The 25,060-nt window shown below is 65.9% G+C and carries 21 protein-coding genes; 6 read left to right on the forward strand and 15 right to left on the reverse strand.

Features of this window, described 5'->3' with window-relative positions; all coding sequences use genetic code 11:
* Positions 1-70: 70 nt before the first annotated feature.
* Complete coding sequence (gene proB / locus QTH90_RS20280) at positions 71-1,216, forward strand: glutamate 5-kinase (RefSeq protein ID WP_286666373.1); 1,146 nt, start codon at positions 71-73, stop codon at positions 1,214-1,216.
* 4 nt (positions 1,217-1,220) lie between these two features.
* On the opposite strand, the gene QTH90_RS20285 is transcribed toward proB, so the two are convergent.
* Both QTH90_RS20285 and QTH90_RS20290 read right to left on the reverse strand, forming a co-directional pair.
* Positions 1,221-1,670: a CNP1-like family protein gene (locus QTH90_RS20285; protein ID WP_286666374.1), complete on the reverse strand. Its 450-nt coding sequence runs from the start codon at positions 1,668-1,670 to the stop codon at positions 1,221-1,223.
* Positions 1,671-1,761: 91 nt separating this feature from the next.
* Positions 1,762-2,412 carry an RNA pyrophosphohydrolase gene (locus QTH90_RS20290; protein ID WP_286666644.1) on the reverse strand — a complete coding sequence of 217 codons (651 nt, stop codon included), beginning with the start codon at positions 2,410-2,412 and terminating at the stop codon, positions 1,762-1,764.
* A 128-nt stretch (positions 2,413-2,540) separates the two neighbouring features.
* Here QTH90_RS20290 and QTH90_RS20295 point away from each other — a divergent pair, with 128 nt between their 5' ends.
* Together QTH90_RS20295 and QTH90_RS20300 are read left to right on the forward strand one after the other, a co-directional pair.
* Positions 2,541-4,289: a proline--tRNA ligase gene (locus QTH90_RS20295; RefSeq protein WP_286666375.1), complete on the forward strand. Its 1,749-nt coding sequence runs from the start codon at positions 2,541-2,543 to the stop codon at positions 4,287-4,289.
* Positions 4,286-4,948, forward strand: a complete 663-nt coding sequence (locus QTH90_RS20300) for a lytic transglycosylase domain-containing protein (protein ID WP_444814749.1) — start codon at positions 4,286-4,288, stop codon at positions 4,946-4,948. Before QTH90_RS20295 ends, QTH90_RS20300 begins: the two co-directional genes overlap by 4 nt.
* Positions 4,949-4,951: 3 nt before the next feature.
* On the opposite strand, the gene paeA is transcribed toward QTH90_RS20300, so the two are convergent.
* The 7 genes from paeA to hemA all read right to left on the reverse strand — a co-directional run bounded on the left by paeA (position 4,952) and on the right by hemA (position 11,718).
* Positions 4,952-6,256, reverse strand: coding sequence for a polyamine export protein PaeA (paeA, locus tag QTH90_RS20305; protein ID WP_286666377.1), 1,305 nt, complete (start codon positions 6,254-6,256; stop codon positions 4,952-4,954).
* 49 nt (positions 6,257-6,305) lie between these two features.
* Positions 6,306-7,301, reverse strand: a complete 996-nt coding sequence (locus QTH90_RS20310) for an AAA family ATPase (RefSeq protein WP_286666378.1) — start codon at positions 7,299-7,301, stop codon at positions 6,306-6,308.
* A 109-nt stretch (positions 7,302-7,410) separates the two neighbouring features.
* The gene (locus QTH90_RS20315; protein ID WP_286666379.1) at positions 7,411-7,911 is read right to left on the reverse strand and encodes a cupin domain-containing protein; all 501 of its coding nucleotides are present in this window, start codon (positions 7,909-7,911) and stop codon (positions 7,411-7,413) included.
* A gap of 127 nt (positions 7,912-8,038) precedes the next feature.
* Positions 8,039-8,365, reverse strand: a complete 327-nt coding sequence (gene grxD, locus QTH90_RS20320) for a Grx4 family monothiol glutaredoxin (protein WP_286569326.1) — start codon at positions 8,363-8,365, stop codon at positions 8,039-8,041.
* 30 nt (positions 8,366-8,395) lie between these two features.
* Entirely contained in the window at positions 8,396-9,208 is an 813-nt protein-coding gene (gene prmC, locus QTH90_RS20325; RefSeq protein ID WP_286666380.1) for a peptide chain release factor N(5)-glutamine methyltransferase, read from the reverse strand.
* 38 nt (positions 9,209-9,246) lie between these two features.
* Positions 9,247-10,335, reverse strand: a complete 1,089-nt coding sequence (prfA, locus tag QTH90_RS20330; RefSeq protein ID WP_286666381.1) for a peptide chain release factor 1 — start codon at positions 10,333-10,335, stop codon at positions 9,247-9,249.
* Between the two features lie 87 nt (positions 10,336-10,422).
* Complete coding sequence (gene hemA, locus QTH90_RS20335; protein ID WP_286666382.1) at positions 10,423-11,718, reverse strand: glutamyl-tRNA reductase; 1,296 nt, start codon at positions 11,716-11,718, stop codon at positions 10,423-10,425.
* A 102-nt stretch (positions 11,719-11,820) separates the two neighbouring features.
* Here hemA and QTH90_RS20340 point away from each other — a divergent pair, with 102 nt between their 5' ends.
* Positions 11,821-12,099, forward strand: a complete 279-nt coding sequence (locus QTH90_RS20340; RefSeq protein ID WP_286666383.1) for a hypothetical protein — start codon at positions 11,821-11,823, stop codon at positions 12,097-12,099.
* On the opposite strand, the gene QTH90_RS20345 is transcribed toward QTH90_RS20340, so the two are convergent.
* The 6 genes from QTH90_RS20345 to ugpB all read right to left on the reverse strand — a co-directional run bounded on the left by QTH90_RS20345 (position 12,096) and on the right by ugpB (position 19,630).
* Complete coding sequence (locus QTH90_RS20345) at positions 12,096-14,552, reverse strand: DUF3772 domain-containing protein (RefSeq protein ID WP_286666384.1); 2,457 nt, start codon at positions 14,550-14,552, stop codon at positions 12,096-12,098. The genes QTH90_RS20340 and QTH90_RS20345 overlap by 4 nt on opposite strands.
* Positions 14,553-14,614: 62 nt before the next feature.
* Entirely contained in the window at positions 14,615-15,361 is a 747-nt protein-coding gene (gene ugpQ, locus QTH90_RS20350) for a glycerophosphodiester phosphodiesterase (RefSeq protein ID WP_286666385.1), read from the reverse strand.
* An 8-nt stretch (positions 15,362-15,369) separates the two neighbouring features.
* Positions 15,370-16,377: a sn-glycerol-3-phosphate ABC transporter ATP-binding protein UgpC gene (ugpC, locus tag QTH90_RS20355; protein WP_286666386.1), complete on the reverse strand. Its 1,008-nt coding sequence runs from the start codon at positions 16,375-16,377 to the stop codon at positions 15,370-15,372.
* A 91-nt stretch (positions 16,378-16,468) separates the two neighbouring features.
* Complete coding sequence (gene ugpE, locus QTH90_RS20360; protein ID WP_286666387.1) at positions 16,469-17,320, reverse strand: sn-glycerol-3-phosphate ABC transporter permease UgpE; 852 nt, start codon at positions 17,318-17,320, stop codon at positions 16,469-16,471.
* A 1-nt stretch (position 17,321) separates the two neighbouring features.
* Complete coding sequence (gene ugpA, locus QTH90_RS20365) at positions 17,322-18,203, reverse strand: sn-glycerol-3-phosphate ABC transporter permease UgpA (RefSeq protein ID WP_286666388.1); 882 nt, start codon at positions 18,201-18,203, stop codon at positions 17,322-17,324.
* Between the two features lie 116 nt (positions 18,204-18,319).
* The gene (ugpB, locus tag QTH90_RS20370) at positions 18,320-19,630 is read right to left on the reverse strand and encodes a sn-glycerol-3-phosphate ABC transporter substrate-binding protein UgpB (RefSeq protein ID WP_286666389.1); all 1,311 of its coding nucleotides are present in this window, start codon (positions 19,628-19,630) and stop codon (positions 18,320-18,322) included.
* 227 nt (positions 19,631-19,857) lie between these two features.
* On the opposite strand from ugpB, the gene serA reads away from it, so the two are divergent.
* A complete protein-coding gene (serA, locus tag QTH90_RS20375) occupies positions 19,858-21,087 on the forward strand; it encodes a phosphoglycerate dehydrogenase (protein WP_286666390.1) in 1,230 nt (409 codons plus the stop codon).
* A gap of 84 nt (positions 21,088-21,171) precedes the next feature.
* Positions 21,172-25,059, forward strand: coding sequence for a DUF3683 domain-containing protein (locus QTH90_RS20380; RefSeq protein WP_286666391.1), 3,888 nt, complete (start codon positions 21,172-21,174; stop codon positions 25,057-25,059).
* Position 25,060 lies beyond the last annotated feature (1 nt).

Below are 25,060 nucleotides of genomic sequence, written 5' to 3' on the forward strand. Positions count from 1 at the left end.
CCGGGTTCCGTTCGATGGCATTCCAGAGACAGTGATTCCGGCAAGCATTCCACGACCGCAACAGCTTTCAATGACCTCTAGCACTGGTTCCACCGCCCTTCGTGATGCACGGCGCATCGTCGTCAAGGTCGGCTCCAGCCTCGTCACCAATGAAGGCCGTGGCCTCGACGAGAGCGCCATCGGCGAATGGTGCCGCCAGCTCGCCACGCTGGTGCGCGATGGGCGGGAGGTGGTGATGGTGTCGAGCGGCGCCATTGCCGAAGGCATGAAGCGACTGGGCTGGCGTGTGCGCCCGCACGAAATCCATGAGCTTCAGGCCGCCGCCGCTGTCGGCCAGATGGGACTGGCTCAGATCTACGAGACCAAGCTGCGGGAGAACGGCATCGGCAGCGCCCAGGTGTTGCTGACCCACGCCGATCTTGCCGATCGCGAGCGGTACCTCAATGCACGCTCCACCCTCGTCACCTTGCTGGCGCTGGGCGTCGTGCCGGTCATCAACGAGAACGACACGGTCGTCAACGACGAGATCAAGTTCGGTGACAACGACACGCTGGGCGCGCTGGTCGCCAATCTGGTCGAAGCCGATGCGCTGGTGATCCTGACCGATCAAAAGGGCCTCTTCAGTGCGGACCCGCGCAAGGATCCCGACGCCCGCTTCGTGCATGAGGCGGCGGCCGGCGATCCCGCGCTCGAGGCGATGGCCGGCGGTGCGGGCAGCAGCATCGGCCGCGGCGGCATGATCACCAAGATCCTTGCCGCCAAGCGCGCTGCGGGTTCCGGCGCCTCCACCGTCATCGCCTGGGGCCGCGAGCCGGACGCGCTCTTGCGCCTGACGCGTGGCGAACCGATCGGCACGCTGTTGGTGGCACAGACCGCCAAGCACCAGGCGCGCAAGCGCTGGATGGCCGACCATCTGCAGTTGCGGGGTGCCGTTGTGGTGGATGCCGGCGCCGCCGCCAAGGTGCGCGGCGAGGGCAAGAGCCTGCTGCCGATCGGCATGACAGGCGTCGAGGGTGAGTTCTCGCGGGGCGACGTGATCGCCATCCGCGACGGGCAGGGCGCCGAACTCGGCCGCGGCCTGGCGAATTACTCGAGTGCCGAAGCGCGGATGCTTTGCCGCAAGCCTTCGTCAGAGTTCGAGCGTCTGCTGGGCTATGTTGCGGAGCCGGAAATGGTCCACCGCGACAACATGGTGCTGATGCCGGACGGCCGCTGAACGCCTACTGGACCTCGCGGATCGGGTCCTTGATGTTCCTGATCATCTCGCTGACGGATGCACGAGGGGCGTGACCGCGGCACAAGGCTTGCGCGGCCAGTTCCTTGGCGTATCGCGAGCTGAGGTTGTTGATGCGCTTCCATTCCGGGTTGGCCACGTCGTGCCAGGTTCCCTGGTTGAAGCGGGCGTACTGCTTTACCTCTTCGGTCGAACAGCGCACGCCTTCGTAGAAGGCGTTGGAGGCACCGCCAGCCTTGTTGCTGGCCACGACGACATAGCGAACCACGCCGTCACCGGTCACGGAAATGGTGGCCGGGTCGACGCCGTAGTTGAGGCTCAGGTGCGGTGGCATCTCGATCGGGAGCAACCTCTTTTCCTCGAAGGCAGGGGGCGGCGGCAGTGCGCTTTCCTTCCATTCGTCGGGCTGTGCCGTCACAGTGGCCAGCGGCGGCATGCCGGCTTGCGCCCAGTCCCGGTTGTCGGTGTCCCTCGGGCCCGAGCTGCACGCGGAGAGCACGCATGCGACGGTGAGGACGAGAACATGCTTAGCGCTGCACGTGAAGAGGGTCGCTGGGATCGGGCGCTGGATGAGAGGCATTGGGATTCGGGTCGAAACTGGCCCCCGGGGGCAGTTCGAAATGGGATTCATGGCCTGCAGCAGGCGGATGGCGCTCGAATTCGCGAGCGCGCACGTTGCTGCGCAGGAAGCGGTTGCGGAAATCCTGCCGAGGCAGGTAGCGAGCGAGTTCGGTCAGCGCCATCTCATAGACGCCGCGCTTGAACTCGACCACGACGTCCAGCGGGACCCAATAGTCGTGCCAACGCCAGGCGTCGAACTCCGGATGGTCGGTGGCACGCAGGTTCAGATCCCAGTCGTGGCCGATGAGTTGTAGCAAATACCAGATCTGCTTCTGGCCCTTGTAGTGGCCGCGCGCGTCACGGCGGATGAACCGATCCGGCACCTCGTAGCGCAACCAGTCACGGGTACGGGCCACGATGCGCACATGCTCCGGATGGAGGCCTACTTCCTCGTGCAGTTCCCGGAACATGGCCTGCTCGGGACTTTCGCCGCGATCGATGCCGCCTTGCGGAAACTGCCAGGAATGGGTGCGAATGCGTTTACCCCAGAAAACCTGGTTTCTCTGGTTGAGCAGGATGATGCCGACGTTGGGCCTGAAGCCGTCCCGGTCGAGCATAATCAAACCCCAATTTTTGAACTGAGTCGATTATGCATGCCGGGTTGCACTCGGCAAGCGACCCGTTCCAGGTCTTCTCCAGGCCTGCCCCCCAGTAATCCTACCTGTAGCCCTCAGCGCCGCGACCGATGAAAGCTTCCCGATTCTTTGTCTCCACCCTCAAGGAAGCGCCGGCCGATGCCGAAGTCGCGAGCCATCGGCTCATGATGCGCGCCGGCATGATCAAGAAGCTCGGCACGGGCATCTACACGTACATGCCGATGGGCCTGCGGGTCATCCGCAAGGTCGAGGCGATCGTCCGTGAGGAAATGAACCGGGCGGGCGCGGTCGAACTCACCATGCCCGTGGTGCAGCCAGCCGAATTCTGGGAAGAGAGCGGTCGCTTCCAGGGCTATGGCGCCGAACTGCTCCGCATCAAGGACCGGCACGAGCGCTCTTTCGTCATCCAGCCGACCAGCGAAGAGGTCGTGACCGAGATCGCGCGCCAGGAAATCCGCAGCTACAAGCAACTGCCGAAAAACTTCTATCAGATCCAGACCAAGTTCCGCGACGAGCGTCGTCCGCGCTTTGGCCTGATGCGCGGGCGCGAGTTCATCATGAAGGACGCCTACAGCTTCGACCGCGACCTGGATGCCGCCAAGGCCAGCTACCAGGTGATGGCGGATGCCTACCGCCGGATCTTCGACCGCTTCGGCCTTCGCTACCGGGCCGTGGCTGCGGACAGCGGCGCCATCGGCGGCGACGTCAGCCAGGAGTTCCAGGTCATTGCCGCGACGGGCGAGGACGCGATCGTCTACTGCCCCGACAGCGACTACGCCGCCAACATGGAAAAGGCCGAGGCGCTCGCACCGGCCGGTCCGCGGCCAGCAGCGGCCCAGCCCGCGACGAAGACACCCACCCCGGGCAAGAGCACCTGCGAGGACGTGGCTGCCCTGCTGGGCGTGCCGCTGTCGACCACCGTCAAGTCGCTCGTCCTGGCCACCGACATCGTGGATGCCGCCGGCAACATCAAGGGCTCCCAGGTCTGGCTGCTGCTCGTTCGCGGCGACCACGACATGAACGAGATCAAGGTGAGCAAGGTGCCGGGGCTGGACGACGGTTTCCGCTTCGCGACCGTCACCGAGATCAAGGACCACTTCGGCAGCGAGCCTGGCTACCTGGGCCCGCTCAACCTGAAGCAGGCCGTGAAGATCGTCGCCGACCGTGAAGTCGCCGTCATGGCCGACTGGATCTGCGGTGCGAACGAGGTCGATTTCCACATCACCGGCGTCAACTGGGTTCGTGACCTGCCCGAACCCGACGTGGTGGCAGACATCCGCAACGTGGTTGCCGGCGATGCCTCGCCCGACGGCAAGGGCCTGCTGGCGATCGAACGCGGCATCGAAGTCGGCCACGTGTTCGTGCTCGGCACCAAGTACAGCAAGCCGATGAATGCGACCTTCCTCGACGAAGCGGGCAAGCCCCAGTTCCTCGAAATGGGTTGCTACGGCATCGGCATCACGCGGCTGCCCGCGGCGGCCATCGAGCAGAACAACGACGAACGCGGGATCATCTGGCCAGACGCGATCGCGCCTTTCACCGTGGTGGTCTGCCCCATCGGGATGGACCGCAGCCCCGAGGTCAAGGTCGCCGCCGAAGCGCTGTACGAGCAACTGCTCACGGCAGGCGCCGACGTGCTGCTCGACGATCGCGGCGAGCGCCCCGGCGCGATGTTCGCCGACTGGGAACTGATCGGCGTGCCGCATCGCGTCGTGATCTCCGACCGTGGCCTCAAGGAAGGCCAGTTCGAGTACCAGCACCGTCGCGACACCGCCGCAACGAAGGTGCCTGTGGCCGGCATCGCAGAATTCATCGCCGGCAAGCTGGCAGCGGCATGAGCCTTGTGGCGCGGACGCCAGCGTCCAGCCTTTCCCGACGACTGTGTCTCGGCGGCGCCGCTGCCGGGGCGATGTCCCTGATGCTGCCCCGCAGCGCCATGGCGGGTGCACAGATCGAGGAACCGCTGATCGATTCGGTCCGTACCGCGCTCAGCTCGGCGATCCACAACAAGGCGCCGCCGGTGCCGGAGTTCGGCAGCACCGAGGCGCGCCTCGCCTACCTGCGATGGCTCGGCGAGATGAGCGAGCGCCTCAAGAAGAAACTTCCCGACTGGCCGACGCGCAAGGAATTCCTGCAGACCGTCTGGTACGAGGCGCGTCGCTCGGGGCTCGACGTCAGCCTGGTGCTCGGCCTGATCCAGGTGGAGAGCAACTTCCGAAAATTTGCCGTATCGAGCGCCGGCGCTCGCGGCTACATGCAGGTGATGCCCTTCTGGACGCGCGTCATCGGCGACGGCGATCCGTCGACGCTGTTCCACATGCAGACCAACCTGCGATTCGGCTGTGTGATCCTGCGGCACTACCTCAATCGCGAGCAAGGCGACCTCTTCATGACGCTCGGCCGCTACAACGGCAGCCGTGGCCGCTCGCCTTACCCCGACGCCGTCTTCGCGAACCAGCGGTTGTGGGTCTTCAAGGACCGCCGGCTGGAGGATTGAGCCTCAGCTCTTGCCCGCAGCGCTCGCGCGGGTGACCATCACCTGGTCGATGCGGAAGCTGTCCACGTCCATCACCTCGAAGGTGTAGCCGGCCCAGGTCACGCTGTCGGTCCGCTTGGGCACGCGGCGCAGCATCACCATCAGGAAGCCGGCGAGCGTTTCGTATTCGTCGTCATGGGGCAGCGAGTCGATGTCGAGTGCGCGCTGCACGTCCTGGATCGGCGTCACGCCGTCGATCAGCCAGGAGTTCTCGTCTCGCTTGACGATCTGCTGCTCTTCATCCTGATCGCCGACCAGATCGCCCATCACCGTGCTCATCACGTCGTTGAGGGTGATCACGCCCACGACCAGGCTGTACTCGTTGACGATGATCGCAAAGTCTTCATGCGCCTGCTGGAACTGCTCCAGCACTTCGGTCAGCGACAGCCGGTCGGGGATGACCAGCGCCTTGTGCAGTGGCAGTCCCTGGGAGAAGGACAGCGGCTGCCCGCTCAGCACGCGCTGGAACATGTCCTTGGCGTCGACATAGCCCAGCACGTGGTCGATATCGCCCTCGCACACCGGGTAGGCGGAAAAAGGCTCGGCGACGATGCGCGCACGCAGCACGGATTCCGGATCGTCCCGCAGGAACCACGCGATACGGTCGCGCGAAGTCATCACGCTGCTGACCAGCCGCGTGTCGAGTTCGAACACGTTGGCGATCACCTGCTGTTCCCGTTGGGCGAGGACCCCGGCGCGCGCGCCGGCTTCGGTCATGGCGAGGATGTCGGCCGAAGTGATCTTCTCGTCACGCTGGCTCGGCATGCCGAGCAGCTTGAACAGCAGGTCGGTGCTGACCGTGAAGAACCAGACGAGCGGCTTGAAGGTGGTGATCAGGACCTGCATCGGTCCGACCATGCGTACCGCGAGCTGCTCCGGGTTGCTCATGCCCAGACGCTTGGGAAACAGGTCCGCGAACACAAGGAACACCGCGATGATCGTGACGAAGGATGCGAGAAAGGCAGCGTTCTGCGACGCTTCCACGCTGAGCCACATTTCGAACAGGCGCGCGAAGTAAGGGCTGAGCGAGCCTTCGCCGACCACGCCGCCGAGGATGGCGACCGCGTTGAGGCCGATCTGGACGACGGTGAAATAGTGGCCGGGCTGCTCCTGGATGCGCATCACGCGCTCGGCGCGCACGTCGCCCTCGTCCGCCATCTGCCGCAGGCGCAGGCGACGGGAGGCCGCCAGTGAGATTTCGGCAAGAGAGAAAAAGGCGCTCGTTGCGATCAGCGCAACGAGGACCAGCAGGCTTTGAGTCAGGGTCATGGGTCGGTCAATGAAGACCGACATGGTGCCATGACCCGTCCGGCGCCTTCTATTGGACGAACCCGATGCGGCTCCGGGCGACGTTGGCACGCGGCAGATCGTCGACGCGAATCTCGTCGCGGCCGGCCAGCCGGGCGTTGCCGAAGCCGGTCATCAGCGCGCGGCGCATCTCGCGCGGGGCGAGCGTAGCCAGATGGTCGAGCACGTCGCCGGCGGGCTCCTCGGCCAGCAGCCGGCCCCAGTCGTGGTCGTTGCGGATCGAGATGTAGAGCTGACGCGCGATCTGGCGGGCGGCTTCGGGCGAAGGCGCCTCGATCTCGAATACGTTCATCCGGTTCAGGATGGGCTCGGGAATGCTGCGCTCATCGTTTGCCGTGGTGATCCAGATCACCTGGCTCGCGTCGATGGGCACTTCGGCGAATTCATCGACGAAAGCGTGCGCCGTGTCATGTTCGAGCAGGTTGTACAGCGCGCCGAGCGGGTCGTACTGGCTGTCGGCGCCGGCCTTGTCGATCTCGTCGATCACCATCACCGGGTTGGCGTACTGGCCGTCGACCAGCGCCTCGAACACCTTGCCCGGCTTGGCGCCCTTCCATTGCGAGGATGCACCCGAAAGCAGCCAGCCGGCGGTCATCGAATTCATCGGCACCAGGGACATGCCGGTGCCGAGCAATTCGGCCAGCTTCTTCGCGAAATGGGTCTTCCCGATGCCGGGCGGGCCGAGGAGCAGCATCGGCGTCACTTCCAGTCCATCGCGGCTGTCTTGCGCGAGCGCGACGTGGCGGCGCACGTCGTCGAGCACCTCGGTGAAATTGGGCAATTGGGCATAGAGCGCGGCCATCTCGGGTACGCCGCTGGGCTTGACCTGGAAGCGGTCGGGACCGCGCTCGAGCATGCGCTCGTAGGTGGTCCGCAGGTGTTCGTGGTCGCGATCGGGGAGCTTGGCGAGCTTGCGTTCGACGTCGTGCGTCTGGAACACGCTGCGCAGATGGGCCACCGGCAACTGGAACGCCGGCGTGGCGGGGACGAGACTGCGGGAATCCATGGACACCTCCGGTTTCGAACACTCTTTGGACAGCATAAGCCGTGCCCGGGTTCGACGGGTGTCTACGTTTTCTCGCTTTTCAGGGTTTTGGGATTCTGTCGCGGCGCAGTCACACGCCGCCTTGCGGGTGGGTCGGATCGACCCACAGCACCGTATCGGGCTTTTCGACAGGCTCGATGTCCAAGTTGATCGCCACCGCCTGCCCGTCGCTGCGGCAGAGCACGCATTCGAGCGCTTCGGTCTCGCTGGCGTTGATTTCCTGGTGCGGCACGTAGGGCGGCACGTAGATGAAGTCGCCCGGACCGGCTTCGGCCGTGAATTCCAGCCGTTCGCCCCAACGCATGCGGGCGCGTCCCCGAACCACGTAGATCACCGATTCGAGATGGCCGTGATGGTGAGCGCCAGTCTTGGCATTGGCGTGGATGGTGACCGTGCCCGCCCAGAGCTTCTGTGCCCCGACCCGCGCGAAGTTGATGGCGGCGGCCCGGTTCATGCCCGGTGTCTGCGCGGTGTTGGTGTCGAGCTGGTTGCCCGGGATCACCCGCACACCATCGTGCTTCCAAGCGCCTTCGCCATGCGAATGCCCGTGATCGCCGTGATCGTGAGTCATGCCCGCACCAGCAGCTTGAATTCCCGCGAAACACCGCGGAACCGGCTCCGCCGGTCCGCCGGTGTTGCCCCCGGCAGGGGGTAGGCGAAGCGACACGAAGTGCGCGCAGCCTGGGGGCGAGCCATGATCACGCAGGGCTGTTGTTCAGCATCTGCTGCAGCTCGCCGGATTCGTACATCTCCATCAGGATGTCCGAACCGCCGACGAACTCGCCCTTCACGTAGAGCTGGGGGATGGTCGGCCAGTTGCTGTATTCCTTGATGCCCTGGCGGATGGCGTCGTCTTCCAGCACATTGACGGTCTTGAGCGTTCGCGTGTCGACACCCACGGCCTTGAGGATCTGGATCGCGCGGCCGGAAAAACCGCACATCGGGAAGCTGGCGTTGCCCTTCATGAAGAGCACGAGGTCGTTGGTCTTGACGAGGTCGTCAATGCGTTGCTGGGCTTCGGACATGGGGATCTCCTGGAAATTGGGCTGGGCGGATTATTTCACCGTGCGCCAGATCCCGCCGGAACATCGTGCGATGCCGGCGAGGTCGTTGCGGCTTTGGACCTCGGCAAATCCGCGGCGCGCGAGCAATTGACGCACCGTCTCTGCCTGGTCATAGCCGTGTTCGAGCATCAGCCAGCCGCCGTCCGCCAGATGGTCCGGTGCTGACTCGACGATGCGGCGGATATCGTCAAGGCCGTCGGCGCCGGAAACGAGCGCCTGGACCGGTTCGTGGCGCAGGGCGGGCAAGTGGGAGTCGCCAGCGGCGATGTAGGGCGGGTTCGAGACGATCAGGTCATGACCCGTGCCCGCGCCGGCCAGCCAGTTGGCCTCCTTGAAGCGCACCGGCAGCCCGAGCCGAGCCGCGTTGGCGCTCGCGACGGCGAGGGCGTCGGCGCTGGCATCGACGGCCGTGACCGTTGCATCAGGGCGAGCGTGCTGGATCGCCAGTGCGATCGCGCCGCTGCCGGTGCCGAGGTCCAGAACGGAGGGCACCGTCCGGCCATCCAGGCACTGCAGCGCCCATTCGACCAGCGTTTCAGTGTCGGGTCGGGGCACCAGCACCCGCCGATCGACCTGCAAGCCGAGTCCGTGAAATTCCTTCTCGCCGACCAGATAGGCCACCGGCTCGCCCTCGACCCGTCGCGCGCACAACTGGGCAAATGCAGGCCAAACCTCAGCGGTGAGCACATCGGTGTCGTGCGCCATCAGCCAGGCTCGCTCGCTCCCGCTTCGACCCAGCACGTGCAGCAAAAGCAGCTGGGCGTCGAGCCGCTCGACGCCCAATCCCGCGGCGGCGGCCAGCATCTGGACCGCGGTGGACGGCAATGGCGTGTCTGAAGTCGTCACGCCGGCAAGCTGGCTTCGAGTTCGGCCAACTGCTCCGCTTCGCGTGCCGACTGCAGCGCCGCCAGCACGTCACCCAGGTCGCCTTCCATGATGGCCAGCAACTTGTAGAGCGTGAGATTGATGCGGTGGTCCGTGAGCCGGCCTTGCGGAAAGTTGTAGGTGCGGATGCGGTCGCTGCGGTCGCCGCTGCCGATCAGCCCCTTGCGCAGCGCCGCATCCTTGGCCGCGCGCTCGCTGCGGTCCTTCTCCTGGATGCGTGCCGACAGCACCTGCAGCGCCTTGGCCTTGTTGCGGTGCTGGCTGCGGTCGTCCTGGCATTCAGCGACGATGCCGGTCGGGATGTGCGTGATGCGCACCGCCGAGTCCGTCTTGTTGATGTGCTGCCCGCCCGCGCCGCTGGCGCGATAGGTGTCGATGCGCAGGTCGGCCGGATTGATCTGCACGGCCTGCGTCTCGTCGGGCTCGGCCAGCACCGCGACCGTGCAGGCGCTGGTGTGGATGCGGCCCTGCGTCTCGGTCGCCGGCACGCGCTGCACGCGGTGGCCGCCGGACTCGAAGCGCAGCTTGCCGAACACGTCGTCGCCCACGATGCGCACCACCACCTCCTTGTAGCCGCCGAGTTCGCTCTCGCTTTCGCTCACGAGCTCGCAACGCCAGCCTGCGCGCTCGGAGTAGCGCGTGTACATCCGCAGGAGGTCGCCGGCGAAGAGGGCCGACTCGTCACCGCCGGTGCCTGCGCGGATTTCGAGGAAGGCGTTGCGCGCGTCGTCCGGGTCCTTGGGCAGCAGCAGGCGCTGGAGTTCGTCTTCGAGCTGGACGAGTTCAGCCTCGGCGCTCGCGATTTCCTCGCGAGCCATCTCGGCCATGTCGGGATCGTCGAGCATCTCGCGGGCGCCGGCCAGATCGGCCTCGCGCTGGACGTAGCGGCCATAGCGGCCGGCGATCTGCGTGACTTCCGCATGCTCGCGCGAGATGGTGCGGTACTGCGCCATGTCGGACATGATGTCCTCCCGCGACAGCAGGAAGTCCAGTTCGCCGAGGCGTTGCGCGTAGCGCTCGAGTTGGTGACGCAGGAATGGTTTCACGGCAGCAGGGGAATTGCGAAAGATACGGGGCCGCGCGGTCGCGGCAACGGCTGGTGGCGGCAAGCGCCGCCGGTGCGACGAGCGTCGCTAGGGCTCTTTGCGCGGATCGCCGCGAAGATCGTTGCGCAGGAACAGGCGCGAGATCGCCAGCGCCGTGTGCTCGCGCGCGGCGGCGTCGCCAGCGTGCAGCTCGGCCATGGCGCCGTGCAGCATCTTCTGCGTGAGCCCGCGCGAGAGCGCTTCCAGCACGGCGTCGACGCTTTCGCCCTTGGCAAGCAGCTTGCGAGCGCGCGCCAGTTCGGTGGCGCGCCACTCATCGGTCTGCGCGTTGAGCTGCCGGATCAGCGGCACGGTGCCGCGCTGGTCCAGCCAGTGCATGAAGCTCTGCACACCGGCATCGATGATGACTTCGGCCTGGGCCACGGCGGCCTGCCGATTGGCGTGGCCCTGCTGCACGACTTGAGCGAGGTCGTCGACCGTGTACAGGTAGACGTCTTCCAGCGCCTTGACCTCGGGCTCGATGTCGCGCGGCACGGCGAGGTCCACCATGAACATCGGGCGGTGCTTGCGCAACTTGAGCGCACGTTCCACGGCGCCGAGGCCGATCAGCGGCAGCGTGCTCGCGGTGCAGCTCACGACGATGTCGAATTCGGCAAGACGCGATGGCAGATCCGCGAGCCGCATGGCTTCACCACCGAAGCGGGACGCCAGCTTCTCGCCGCGCTCCAGCGTACGGTTGGCGATGACGATGGATTTGGGCTGCTTGGCGGCGAAGTGCGTGACCGCCAGGTCGATCATTTCCCCGGCGCCGACGAAGAGCACGCGCGTGCGCTGCAGGTCTTCGAAGAGCTGGCCTGCCAGCCGGACCGCGGCAGCTGCCATGCTGATGGAGTGCGCGCCGATCTCGGTCGCCGTGCGCACTTCCTTGGCCACCGCGAAGGATCGCTGGAAGAGTTGGTTCAAGGTGCTGCCAAGGGCGCCGGCGGTCTCGGCGGCGCGAATGGCGTCTTTCATCTGGCCGAGGATCTGGGCCTCGCCGAGCACCATCGAATCGAGTCCGCTGGCCACACGGAAGGCGTGGCGCGCCGCCTGGTCGTCATGCAGCGTGTAGGCGTGCGATCGGAGCAGGGCCGGCGCGACGCCGCCGCTCTGCGCCAGCCAGTCGACCGTGTGGTCGAGCGCTTGGTGGTCGGCGGCGCAGTAGATCTCGGTGCGGTTGCAGGTCGAGATGATCGCGGCCTCCACGCTGGGGTGCCGTTGGGAGCCGAAAGAGTGCCGCAAGCTGTGCAGAGTTGGGGCGATCTGGTCGATGGCGAACGCAAAACGACCGCGCAGGTCGAGCGGCGCGGTCGTGTGGTTCAAGCCGAGGGCCCAGACTGACATAGCTGCTGATTATAAAATCAGCAGCCCGCACACGGCATGCAGCCCGAAAAAGGCCGTGGCCATCGCGGCGATACCCGTGGTCGCCCTTGCACCACCCCTCCCATGGCCCCGCTGGATTTCCTCAACCACCTGCTCAATTTCGTTGCCCCCGCGTTTGCGGTCGGCTTCCTGTGCGCCATCCTGGGCCGGGTCTCGATGCGGCGGGCGGCCAAGGCCCCCGCCTGGTGGGCTCAGGGTGCTATCAATTTCGTAGTGGGCGTCGCGGTGCTGGCGGCCGGGCTGGTCATTTTCGGGCGCGACGGAAAGATGACCACCTACGCGGCCCTGGTGGTCGCGTGCGGCACCAGCCAGTGGCTGGTCGCCGGAGGCTGGCGCCGCTAAGGCGCGATCAGCGGCCCCACGGGGGCGGCCGCCGCGGGCGCCGGCACGGGTGGGGCGCCCGGTGTTCCGGGCGGGGCCGGCACGCCCGGATAGGCTGCCAGCGGCAAATCGGCTGCCTGCAAGCCATCGAGGATCGCGAAGAGGATGTCGCTGCGCACGCCACCGGCCAGGCGCGGGCTCGGCACATAGGCGATCGCCTGGAAGATCAGGAAGCCCACCTCGATGCCTTCGAGCGTGACGGTCGGCGCTGGCGTTGTCAGCACGCCAGGGTGGTTGGCGAACGCCGCCAGCATCACTTCGCGCGCGCGGCTCGCGTGGGTGGTCAGTGGCATCGGCAGACGGATGAGCACGCGGCCCTCGGCGTTCGTGAGGGTCATGTTGCGCACGGTCTTCGTGATGAACTCCGAATTCGGCACGATCATCGTCGAGCGGTCGCCCAGCTGGATCTCCGTCGCGCGCACGTTGATGCGCCGCACGTCCCCCTCGGCATTGCCCAGGACCACCCAGTCGCCGACCTTGACAGGCCGCTCCGCCAGCAGGATCAGGCCCGAGATGAAGTTCTGCACGATCGCCTGCAAGCCGAAGCCGATACCGACCGACAGCGCGCTCGCCACCCACGCAATCCGCTCGATGCCGATGCCCAGCGCCGAGAGCGCGAAAGCAACCACCATGATCCCGCCCACGTAGCCGAGCAGGGTGGTGATCGAACTCTGCATGCCGGGCTCGAGCGCAGTGTTCGGCAGGTAGCGACTCTCCAGCCAGCGCTTGACGACACGCAAGGCGACAAAGCCGCCCACCAGCACGGCGACCGCGCTGAAGATCGCGCCGGGAACGAGCTGGATCTCGCCCACCTTCACGCCGCCGACGAACTTGCCGCTGCGCAGGAAGACCTCGCCCGGGCTGGTGCCCAGCGGGGTCGCCAGCGCGATCAACATATAGAAGAAGAGCGCGACGCGGCTGAGGCCCGACAGCGCGACCGCGGCCTGGTCCAGCGTCCGCGACTCCAGCCCGAAGCTCGCCTGCAACCGATGTCCGAAATTGCTGCGCGACGACACCACGGCCATGAACAGGTCGTCGGCAAACTTGAACAGCACATAGAACGCCGCCGCGACGATGCAGGTCCAGTTGAGCTGGCTGGCCAGGAAGCTCGCCATCGCCACATAGCCGGTGGCGACCAGGATCCAGATGACCACCAGCGCCAGGGCGACAACGGCCAGAAGGATGCCCACCCAGAGCGGGCGCTCCGCCGCCTCGGGGGGCTGCGTGGCGGCATCCGTCGCCGGTGCGTCCGGAACGGCAGGAGCCGCTCCTTCGGCAGGCGAGGGATGCACCGGCTCGCGCAGCCGCAGCAGCATCGCGCCGATCATGGCGGTGAGGGCCAGGGCCGTCACCACGTGCGAGCCGACCACGGCGGCGAAACTGGCTTCCACCACCGCGTTGACTTGCGTCGGCGCCCACACCAGCGCCGCGACCACGGCCATCAGCCAAGGGAAGGGCGCGAGGCGCCGGGCCATGTCGTCGGGTATCGGCGGCAGGCGCCACGACGGCCGGCTGTTGGACAGCAGCGCGCGTCCGAGCCCGACCACGAAGGCGATGAAGATGCTCGACTGCACCACGGCCTGCCCGAGCTTGCGGCTTTGCGGTCCCCAGATGCCGTGGAAGTCGAAGGTCGCGTAGACGGCCTGCGCCGCAATGCCGACGATCAGGACATTGGCGGTGACGATGGCGATCACCAGCAGCGAACGCCGCAAGCGGCCCCCTGGCAGGAAGCGCGCCGCGAGCTGGGTCAAGACGCGCTCGGCGATCCAGTTGCCCAGCAGCGCGACCACCAGGGCAACGACGATGCTGAGCAATGCGGGCGCCCTATGGGCCGGCTCCCTCGCCACGTCGAAGCCGTTCTGCAGTTCGGCACCGAGCGCGCTCAGGCGATCGACGTCGGAGGGCCACGCATCGGCGATGTCGCGCCAGAACTCCCTGCCCAGGGGCGAAGGCGAGCGTTCGGTCAGCTGGGCCTCGAACAGCGCGCGTCGCTTGGCGAGCAGGTCGCTGGCGCGCTGCTGGGCGTCCACCGTGACGAGACGTGCAAGCCGGATGTCGGCGTCGAGCGCGTTGCGCTCCTTGGTCAGCGTGGCGCGCCGGCGGGTGATGTCGGGGTTTTCGGCTGGCGCCCCGGCCGCGGGCGGGTTGCCCAGTTCGCCGAGGCGTGCGTTGAGGTCGTTGAGCTCTCCCGTGCGCGCCGCGGTGAACTTGTCGGTGGCCGCGCTGATGCCGTGCAGTTCTGCAATCAGGCCGGCGACGTCATCACCGGCATCGACGGACTTCGGAATGCGATCCAGCTGAGCCCGCAATGCGGCGACGGTAGGGGCGACTTCGCTCGAATCACCCTGGGCGAACACGGGGCCGCAAAGCACGGCGGCGAGCAGCAGTGCCGCGAGACGTTGGAGCCAACTCATGACTTCATCATAGAAGGCGTCCGTTCTGTCGGCGAAATGCGCGCCGCCGCCAGCCTCGATGCTCAGCTTGCCGGGCTGAACCTGTCGACGCGATCCGTGATGATCCCGTCGGTGCCGAGCGCGATCAGATGCCGGGCCGCCCAGTCGTCATTGACGGTGTAGCTCAGTGCGCGCAGGCCAGCGGCGTGTACCCGGGCGACCGTGGCGGCGTCCCACAAGGCGTAGTTGCAGACAACCGCTACGCAGCCGAGTTGCGTGGCCGTGTCGAGCCAGCCGTCCCACAGCGTGTCCAGCAGCAGGCCGCGCGGCAGTTCGGGCTGTGCGGCCTGGGCGCCTCGCAGGGCGTCGGGCGCAAATGAAGTGAGGAACGGAGGCGGCAGGGGCGCGCCGGCCCACAGCGCCGCGGCATCTCGCGCCACGGTTTCGCCGGTCACCCGCTCGAGCCCTGGCGTCGGCTTGATCTCGATGTTGAGCGCGTGGCTGTTGGCGATGCAGAACCGGATGAGGCCTTCGAGACTCGCCAACGGCTCGCCGGCATAGCGCCGGGAGTGCCAGCTGCCCGCATCGAGCCTGGAGAGTGCGGCCCAGGGCTGGTCACCTGCAATGCCACGGCCGTTGCTCGTGCGATCGAGCGTGGCGTCGTGCAGGAGAAAGGGCACGCCATCGGCGCTGAGCTTGGCGTCGCATTCGAACATGCGATAGCCGTGTTCGGCGCCGAGCCGGAATGCCGCCAGCGTGTTCTCGGGTGCGAGCTTGCCGGCGCCGCGATGCGCGATCCAGCGCGGGTAGGGCCAATCGGAGGCCGCCATCGTGGCACTCATGCGGTGCGCTTGCCGGAGCCGGCGTCGAACCAGTGCAGCTTGTCCTGGCGCGCGGCGATCTTGACGGTGTCGCCGGCGGCCGGCGGTGTCTGGCCTTCGTCCACGCGCATGATCAACTGCTCTTCGCCGATGCGGCCGTAGATCAGCCGTTCCGCGCCCAGCAACTCCACGTGCTCCACCTGCACCGACCAGCCGTTCGCGTCGAGCGTCATGTGCTCCGGGCGGATGCCCAGGATCGTGCCCGGCCGCACACCGGGTGCGTGCTTCAGCAGGTTCATCGGGGGCGAGCCGATGAAGCTGGCGACGAAGGTGGTCGCGGGGCGCGAATACACGTCCTCGGGCGTGCCGAACTGGTCCATGACGCCCGCGTTCATCACGATGATGCGCTGCGCCAGCGTCATCGCTTCGACCTGGTCGTGCGTCACGAAGAGCGAGGTGATGCCGAGCTCGCGGTGCAGCTTCTGGATTTCCAGGCGGGTCTGTGCGCGCAGCTTGGCGTCGAGATTCGACAGCGGTTCGTCGAACAGGAACACCCGCGGCTGACGCACGATGGCGCGCCCCATGGCCACGCGCTGGCGCTGCCCGCCGGAGAGCTCGCGCGGCTTGCGCGCCAGCAGGTGGCCGAGTTCCAGGATCTTGGCTGCCTTGTCGACACGCGTCTTGATCTCCGGCACCGGCACCTTGGCGATCTTCAGGCCGTAGGCCATGTTGTCGAACACCGTCATGTGCGGGTAGAGCGCGTAGTTCTGGAACACCATCGCGATGTCGCGCTCGGCAGGTTCGAGGTTGTTCACCACGCGGTCGCCGATACGAATCTCGCCGGCGCTGATTTCCTCCAGGCCCGCGACCATGCGCAGCAGCGTGGACTTGCCGCAGCCCGAAGGTCCGACGATGACGATGAATTCGCGGTCTGCGATCTCGGCGCTGACGCCATGGATGACCTGGTTGGCCTTCGGCCCGTGGCCGTAGCGCTTGATGACGTTGCGAAGCGAAAGAGCTGCCATGTTGTTGCTTATCTAATTAGTGAGGCTCGATGCGTGCCCCGTTCCAGAAATACCGCGGAACCGGTTTTGCCGGGCAAGCCTGGGGGTGTGTTCACTTTTCGGTGTCGACGAGGCCCTTGACGAACCACTTTTGCATGAGGATCACGACGATGGCGGGCGGCAGCATGGCGAGAAGTGCCGTGGCCATCACGATGTTCCATTCGTTCTGCCCGTCGCCCCCGGCGATCATGCGTTTGATGCCGATCACCACCGGGTACATGTCCTCGCTGGTGGTCGCGAGCAGCGGCCACAGGTACTGGTTCCAGCCGTAGATGAACTGGATCACGAAGAGCGCGGCGATCGAGGTCTTCGACAGCGGCACCAGCACGTCCCAGAAGAAGCGCATCGGCCCGGCGCCGTCCATGCGGGCGGCCTCGATGAGTTCGTCGGGCACCGTCAGGAAGAACTGCCGGAACAGGAAGGTCGCCGTTGCCGAGGCGATCAGCGGGATCGTCAGGCCCGCATAGCTGTTCAGCATGCCGAGATCCGACACCACCTGGTAGGTCGGCCCGATACGCACTTCGACCGGCAGCATCAGCGTGATGAAGATCGCCCAGAAGCACAGGCTCTTGAACGGGAAGCGGAAGTACACCACTGCAAATGCCGACAGCAGCGAGATCGCGATCTTGCCGAAGGTGATGACCAGCGCCGTCACCAGGCTCACCCACATCATCCGGGCGACCGGCGCGGTGGAGCCGGCGCCGGCGGTGCGGCCGAACAGTGCGGATTTGTAGGTTTCCCAGAAGTGCCCGCCGGGAAGAAGCGGCATCGGCGCCTGCACGATCTCCTGGGCCGTATGGGTCGATGCCACGAACGCCAGGTAGAGCGGAAAGGCGACGAGCAGCACGCCGAAGATCATCACGGCGTGCGCCAGGATGCCGAGAGAGGGACTGCGTTCGACCATGTCAGTAATTCACTTTCTTCTCGACGTAGCGGAACTGGATCACGGTCAGGACGACCACGATCGCCATCAGCACCACCGACTGCGCGGCCGAGCCGCCGAGGTCCATTGCCTTGAAGCCGTCGTGGTAGACCTTGTAGACGAGGATCCGGGTGGCCGTGCCCGGTCCGCCCTGGGTCGCCGCGTCGACGATCGCGAAGGTGTCGAAGAAGGCGTAGACCACGTTGATCACCAGCAGGAAGAAGGTGGTCGGCGAGAGCAGGGGGAACTGCACCGTCCAGAAACGCCGCCAGGGCCGCGCCCCGTCGATGGCAGCGGCCTCGATCAGCGACTTGGGAATCGACTGCAGGCCCGCGAGGAAGAAGAGGAAGTTGTACGAGATCTGCTTCCAGACCGCGGCCATCACGATCAGCGTCATGGCGTGCGTCGAATTGAGCAGGTGGTTCCAGTCGATGCCGATCTTGCCGAGTGCATAGGCCACGACGCCGAGCGAGGGCGAGAACATGAAGACCCACAGCACTGCGGCCACCGCCGGCGCCACGGCATAAGGCAGGATCAGGAGCGTCTTGTAGACCATTGCGCCGCGCACGATGCGGTCCGCGAACACGGCCAGCACCAGAGAGAGCGCAAGGCCGAAGCCGGCGACCAGGATCGAGAAGAGGGCCGTGGTCTCGAAGGACTCGATGTAGGCCGGGTCGTTGAACAGGTCCCTGAAGTTCTGCAGGCCGACCCATTCGGTCGAGGTGCCGAAGGCATCCTGCATCTGCATCGATTGCATCAACGCCTGGCTCGCGGGCCAGAAGAAGAACACGATGATGACGATGAGCTGCGGCGTGAGCAGCGCCCAGGGCAGCCAGCCCGAGCGAAAGACGACGCGTTTTTCCATGAGCGATATCGATTAAAAGTTATTCGCCCCCCTGATAACAATTCCGCCCCGACTGCTGGGCAGGCGGGGCGGTGGATGTTAGCCGGTCGGGCGCGGTCTGAACCGCGATGAGAGCGTCAGCTCTTGTTGGCTTTCTGGAAGCGTTCGAGCAGTTCGTCGCCGCGCTTCACGATCGAATCCAGGGCTTCCTTGGACGACTTCTTGCCGGACCAGACCTGTTCGAGTTCCTCGTCCTCGATCGCGCGGATCTGCACATAGTTGCCCAGGCGGATGCCGCGGCTCTTGTCGGTCACCTTGCGGATCATCTGCGTGACAGCCACGTCCGTGCCCGGGTTCTCCTTGTAGAAGCCCGATTTCTCGGTGAGCTGGTAGGCCGCGGTGGTCACGGGCAGGTAGCCCGTGCGCTTGTGGCTGGCGGATTGCACTTCAGGCGTCGAGATGAACTTGAAGAACTCGGCCACGCCCTTGTATTCGGCTGGCTTCTTGCCCGACATCACCCAGAGGCTGGCGCCGCCGATGACGGTGTTCTGCGGAGCGCCCTGCACATCCTGGTAGTAGGGCAGAGGTGCCAGACCGTAGGCGAACTTGGCGTTCTTGGCCACGTTGCCGTAGAAGCCCGACGAGGTGTTGATCATGGCGCACTCGCCCGACACGAAGCTGGCTTCCGGCACGTTGCCGCGGCCCTTGTAGACGAAGAGACCCTGCTTGGCCATGTTCGCCAGGTTGTCGATGTGGCGCACGTGCAGCGGCGAGTTGATCTTCATGCGCGCGTCGAGGCCGGAGAGGCCGTTGTTCTTGGTAGCGAACTCGACGTTGTGCCAGGCCGAGAAGCTTTCGAGCTGGGTCCAGCCTTGCCAGGCGGTGGTGAACGGGCACTTGTGGCCGGCGGCCTTGAGCTTGGCTGCGGCGGCGACCACTTCGGGCCAGGTCGCCGGGGCCTTGGTCGTGTCCAGGCCAGCGGCCTTGAAGGCGTCCTTGTTGAAATAGAAGATCGTCGTCGAGCTGTTGAACGGGAAGCTCAGCATCTGGCCGTTCGGCGCCGTGTAGTAGCCGGCGACCGCGGAGATATAGGCGTTCGGGTCGAACTTCGCGCCGGCGTCCTTCATGACCTGGGCCACCGGGATGACCGCGCCCTTGCTGGCCATCATGGTGGCCGTGCCCACTTCGAACACCTGCAGGATGTGCGGCGCATTGCCGGCGCGGAAGGCGGCGATCGATGCGGTCATCGATTCATCGTAGGTCCCCTTGTATGTCGGGATGACCTTGTATTCCTTCTGGCTCTCGTTGAACTGCTTGGCCAGATCGTTGACCCATTCGCCGTTGACGGCAGTCATGGAATGCCACCATTGGATTTCGGTTTGCGCGAACGCGGGGGTGAACAGCGTCGCGGCAAGCGCCGATGCCATGGCGAGCGTTTTGAATCGCATGAAGACTCCTGAGGGGGGAAATAAAAAGCGCGAATGCTAGGTCGCTTGTATGACACGACAGCGTCACATATTTTTCGCGCCGGGCGCATTGTTCACCAGCCGGGGAAACCCTTTTTGGTGCAACGCCCCACCGCCTGCATGTTGCGGCGCACCATGCTAGCATCGCGCTCCCTTTTTTCGGCTCTGCCGGCTCTGGCTTTGGGGTTCGGGCGGGCCTCCGCACTCGCATGAGCAAGACCTCCCTCGACAAAAGCAAGATCAAGTTCCTCCTGCTGGAAGGCATCCATCCTTCGGCGGTCGAGGTGTTGCATGCGGCCGGCTATACGAACGTCGAATCGCTCTCCGGCGCCTTGCCGGATGCCGAGCTGAAGGCGCGCATTGCCGACGTTCACTTCCTGGGCATCCGGTCGCGCACGCAGCTGACGGCCGAGGTGTTCGCCGAGGCGCAGAAGCTCGTGGCCGTCGGTTGCTTCTGCATCGGCACCAACCAGGTCGACCTGGATGCGGCGCGCGAGCACGGCGTCGTCGTCTTCAATGCTCCCTATTCCAATACACGCTCGGTGGCCGAGCTGGTGTTGGCCGAGGCCATCCTGTTGCTGCGCGGCGTGCCCGAGAAGAGCGCCGTCGCACACCGCGGCGGCTGGCTCAAGACGGCCGACAACGCTTTCGAGATCCGCGGCAAGACGCTGGGCATCGTGGGCTACGGCTCCATCGGCGCGCAGCTGTCGGTGCTGGCCGAGGCGCTCGGCATGCAGGTGGCATTCTTTGACGTCGTCACCAAGCTGCCCTTGGGCAATGCACGCCAGGTGCGGCTCCTGCCTGACCTGCTGGCGCAGAGCGACATCGTGAGCCTGCACGTCCCGGAGACACAGGCCACGCAGTGGATGATCGGCGCGACGGAGATCGCGGCCATGAAGCCCGGCGCCATCCTGATCAATGCCTCCCGTGGCACGGTGGTCGAGATCGAGGCCCTGGCTGGCGCCCTCAAGGAGAAAAAGCTGCTGGGCGCCGCCATCGACGTGTTCCCGGTCGAGCCGCGCAGCAACAAGGACGAGTTCCAGTCGCCGCTGCGCGGGCTGGACAACGTGATCCTCACGCCGCACATCGGCGGATCGACCATGGAGGCGCAGGCCAACATCGGCCTCGAAGTGGCCGAGAAACTCGTGAAGTACAGCGACAACGGCACTTCGACCTCGTCCGTCAACTTCCCCGAGGTGGCGCTGCCGGCCCATCCGGGCAAGCACCGGCTGCTGCACATCCACCGCAACGTGCCGGGCGTGCTGTCGGAGATCAACCGGATCTTCTCGGACAACAACATCAACATCTCCTCGCAATACCTGCAGACCAACGAGAAGGTGGGCTACGTGGTGACCGACATCGATGCGGAGTCGTCCGACCTGGCCCTGGAAAAGCTCGCCAAGGTGCCTGGAACCATCCGCAGCCGCGTCCTGTTCTGACTCTCCGGCAGGCCCCGCGGGCCTGCCTTAAAATGCACGCCCCTGGTTGATGGGCGCGCAGCGCCCGACCGAGGCCACTCCCCGATGAATGCTCCGACCGCTTTGACGGCGTTGTTGTCGCAGGCCGCAGAGCCTGTGCGATTGCGTGAGATCCCCTACAACTACACCAGCTTCTCCGATCGCGAGATCGTGATTCGCCTGCTGGGCGAGCGAGGCTGGGAACTCCTGCAGATCCTGCGCTCCGAGCGCCGAACCGGCCGATCCGCCCGCATGCTCTACGAGGTGCTGGGCGACATCTGGGTCGTGCAGCGGAATCCCTATCTCGTCGACGACCTGCTCGACAATCCGCGCCGGCGTGGCCAGCTGGTGGACGCGCTCAACCACCGCCTGACCGAAGTGCAGAAGCGCCGCACGCCCGACAGCGATGCCCAGCGCGACCTGCTCGTCGGCGAACTGACCGGCCTGGTGGCCCAGGCGATCTCGGCCTTCGACACCATGTTCCGCGACGTCGCAGCCCTGCGGCGCAAGGCCACGCGCACGCTGCGCCGGCTCACCGCCAAGGACAACATCAAGTTCGACGGGCTCTCGCGTGTGTCGCACGTGACCGACGCGACCGACTGGCGCGTCGAATACCCCTTCGTCGTGCTGACGCCCGACACGGAGGCCGAGATGGCCGGGCTGGTCAAGGGCTGCATCGAACTGGGCCTGACCATCATTCCGCGCGGAGGCGGCACCGGCTACACGGGCGGCGCGATCCCGTTGACCTGGAACAGCGTCGTCATCAACACCGAGAAGCTCGAGGCGATGACCGAGGTCGAGACGATCTCGCTGCCGGGGCTGGACAACCCGGTGCCGACGATCTGGACCGAAGCGGGCGTCGTCACCCAGCGCGTGGCCGACGCGGCCGAACGCGCGGGCTTCGTGTTCGCGGTCGATCCGACCTCGGCCGAGGCTTCGTGCGTGGGCGGCAACGTCGCGATGAATGCCGGCGGCAAGAAGGCGGTGCTCTGGGGCACTGCGCTGGACAACCTCGCGTCCTGGCGCATGGTCACGCCGCAGGCCGAGTGGCTGGAGGTCACGCGTGTCGGCCACAACCTCGGCAAGATCCATGACGCCGAAAGCGCCGTGTTCGAACTGCAGTACTTCGCCGCCGACGGCAAGACCGCACTACGCGCCGAGCGACTGGAGATCCCCGGCAAGACCTTCCGCAAGGAAGGCCTCGGCAAGGACGTGACCGACAAGTTCCTCTCGGGCCTGCCCGGCATCCAGAAGGAAGGCTGCGACGGCCTGATCACCAGTGCGCGCTGGATCGTGCACCGCATGGCGGCGCACACGCGCACGGTCTGCCTCGAGTTCTTCGGCAACGCGAAGGATGCGGTGCCGAGCATCGTCGAGATCAAGGACTTCATGTTCGCCGAGCAGAAGCGCTCCGGCGTCCTGCTGGCCGGCCTGGAGCATCTGGACGACCGCTATCTCAAGGCGGTCGGCTATGCGACCAAGTCGAAGAAGCACGGCGGCCTGCCGAAGATGGTGCTGTTCGGCGACATCGCCGGCGACGACGCCGACGCCGTGGCGCGCGTGACCTCCGAGGTGGTGCGCATCGCGAATTCGCGCAGCGGCGAGGGCTTCATCGCCATCAGCCCCGAGGCGCGCAAGAAATTCTGGCTCGACCGCAAGCGCACGGCCGCCATCAGCAAGCACACCAACGCCTTCAAGATCAATGAAGACGTGGTGATCCCGCTGCCGCGCATGGCCGAGTACACGGACGGCATCGAGCGCATCAACATCGAGCTGTCGCTGCAGAACAAGATCGCGCTGGCCGACGAGCTCGAAGCCTTCCTGGCGCGCGGCAACCTGCCGCTGGGCAAGAGCGACGACGCCAACGACATCCCGTCGGCCGAGTTGCTGGAAGACCGCGTGGCGCAGGCTGTGGCGCTGGTGCGCGAGGTGCGCGCGTTGTGGCAAGGGTGGCTCGACAACGTCGAGGCGCTGTTCCCGCAGCTGCAGGACCATTCGCTGCGCGCGAGCTGGAAGACCCAGGTCCGCGCGCCGCTGGCAACCATCTTCTCGGGTGCCGAGTTCGCGCCGATCCTGGCCGAGTGCAACGAGATCCACAAGCGTGTGCTCAAGGGCCGCGTGTGGGTCGCGCTCCACATGCACGCGGGCGACGGCAACGTGCACACCAACATCCCCGTCAACAGCGACAACTACGAGATGCTGCAGACTGCCCATGCGGCCGTCGCACGCATCATGGTGCTGGCGCGCAGTCTCGACGGGGTCATCTCGGGCGAGCACGGCATCGGCATCACCAAGCTCGAATTCCTGAGCGACGACGAGTTGCAGCCCTTCACCGACTACAAGCGCCGAGTCGACCCCGAAGGCCGGTTCAACAAGGGCAAGCTGCTGCGCAGCAACGAACACCAGGCGCAGGACGGGCGCGCCCTGCAGGCGGACCTGACCAATGCCTACACGCCGAGCTTCGGCCTGATGGGCCACGAGTCGATCATCATGCAGCAGAGCGACATCGGCGCCATTGCCGACAGCGTCAAGGACTGCCTGCGCTGCGGCAAGTGCAAGCCGGTCTGCGCGACGCACGTGCCGCGCGCCAACCTGCTCTATTCGCCGCGCAACAAGATCCTCGCGACCTCGCTGCTGGTCGAGGCCTTCCTCTACGAGGAGCAGACCCGGCGCGGCGTGAGCATCAAGCACTGGGAAGAGTTCGAGGACGTGGCCGATCACTGCACGGTCTGCCACAAGTGCCTCTCGCCGTGCCCGGTCAAGATCGACTTCGGCGACGTGTCGATGAACATGCGCAACCTGCTGCGCAAGATGGGCCAGAAGTCCTTCCGGCCCGGCAATGCGGCGGCGATGTTCTTCCTCAACGCGACCAATCCGCAGACCATCAAGATGATGCGAACGGGCATGGTCGACATCGGGTTCAAGGCACAGCGCCTGGCCAACGACCTGCTGCGCGGCCTCGCGAAGAAGCAGACGGCCGCACCGCCCGCCACGCTCGGGCCGGCGCCGGTCAAGGAGCAGGTGATCCACTTCATCAACAAGAAGATGCCCGGCGGATTGCCCAAGAAGACGGCGCGCGCGCTGCTCGACATCGAGGATGCGGACTACGTGCCGATCATTCGCGACCCGAAGACGACCACGCCCGAGACCGAGGCGGTGTTCTATTTCCCGGGTTGCGGCTCGGAGCGGCTTTTCTCGCAGGTGGGCCTCGCCACGCAGGCCATGCTGTGGCATGCGGGCGTGCAGACCGTGCTGCCGCCTGGCTACCTGTGCTGCGGCTATCCGCAGCGCGGCAGCGGGCAGTTCGACAAGGCCGAGAAGATGATCACCGACAACCGGGTGCTCTTCCACCGCGTCGCCAATACGCTGAACTACCTCGACATCAAGACCGTGGTGGTGAGTTGCGGCACCTGCTACGACCAGCTGCAGGGCTACCAGTTCGACAAGATCTTCCCGGGCTGCCGGATCATCGACATCCACGAGTACCTGCTGGAGAAGGGCATCACGCTCGCCGATGCTGGCGGCGGAGGCTACCTCTATCACGACCCCTGCCACACGCCGATGAAGCTGCAGGATCCGATGAAGACCGTCAAGGCGCTCGTCGGTGACAACGTGCTCAAGAACGACCGCTGCTGCGGCGAGTCGGGCACGCTGGGCGTGACGCGCCCGGACATCTCGACGCAGATCCGCTTCCGCAAGGAAGAGGAGCTCCGCAAGGGCGAGGCCGCGCTGCGCGATGCTGGCAAGGTGGCGCCCACGGACAACGTCAAGATTCTCACGAGCTGCCCAAGCTGCCTGCAAGGCCTGAGCCGCTACGGCAATGACTTGAACAACGGCCTGCTCGAAGCCGACTACATCGTGGTCGAGATGGCCAACAAGATCCTGGGCGAGAGCTGGATGCCAGAGTACGTGGCCGCTGCCAACCAGGGCGGCATCGAACGCGTGCTGGTGTGAC

This window comes from Variovorax flavidus (genome assembly GCF_030317145.1).
GTDB classification, from domain to species: domain Bacteria; phylum Pseudomonadota; class Gammaproteobacteria; order Burkholderiales; family Burkholderiaceae_C; genus Variovorax; species Variovorax flavidus.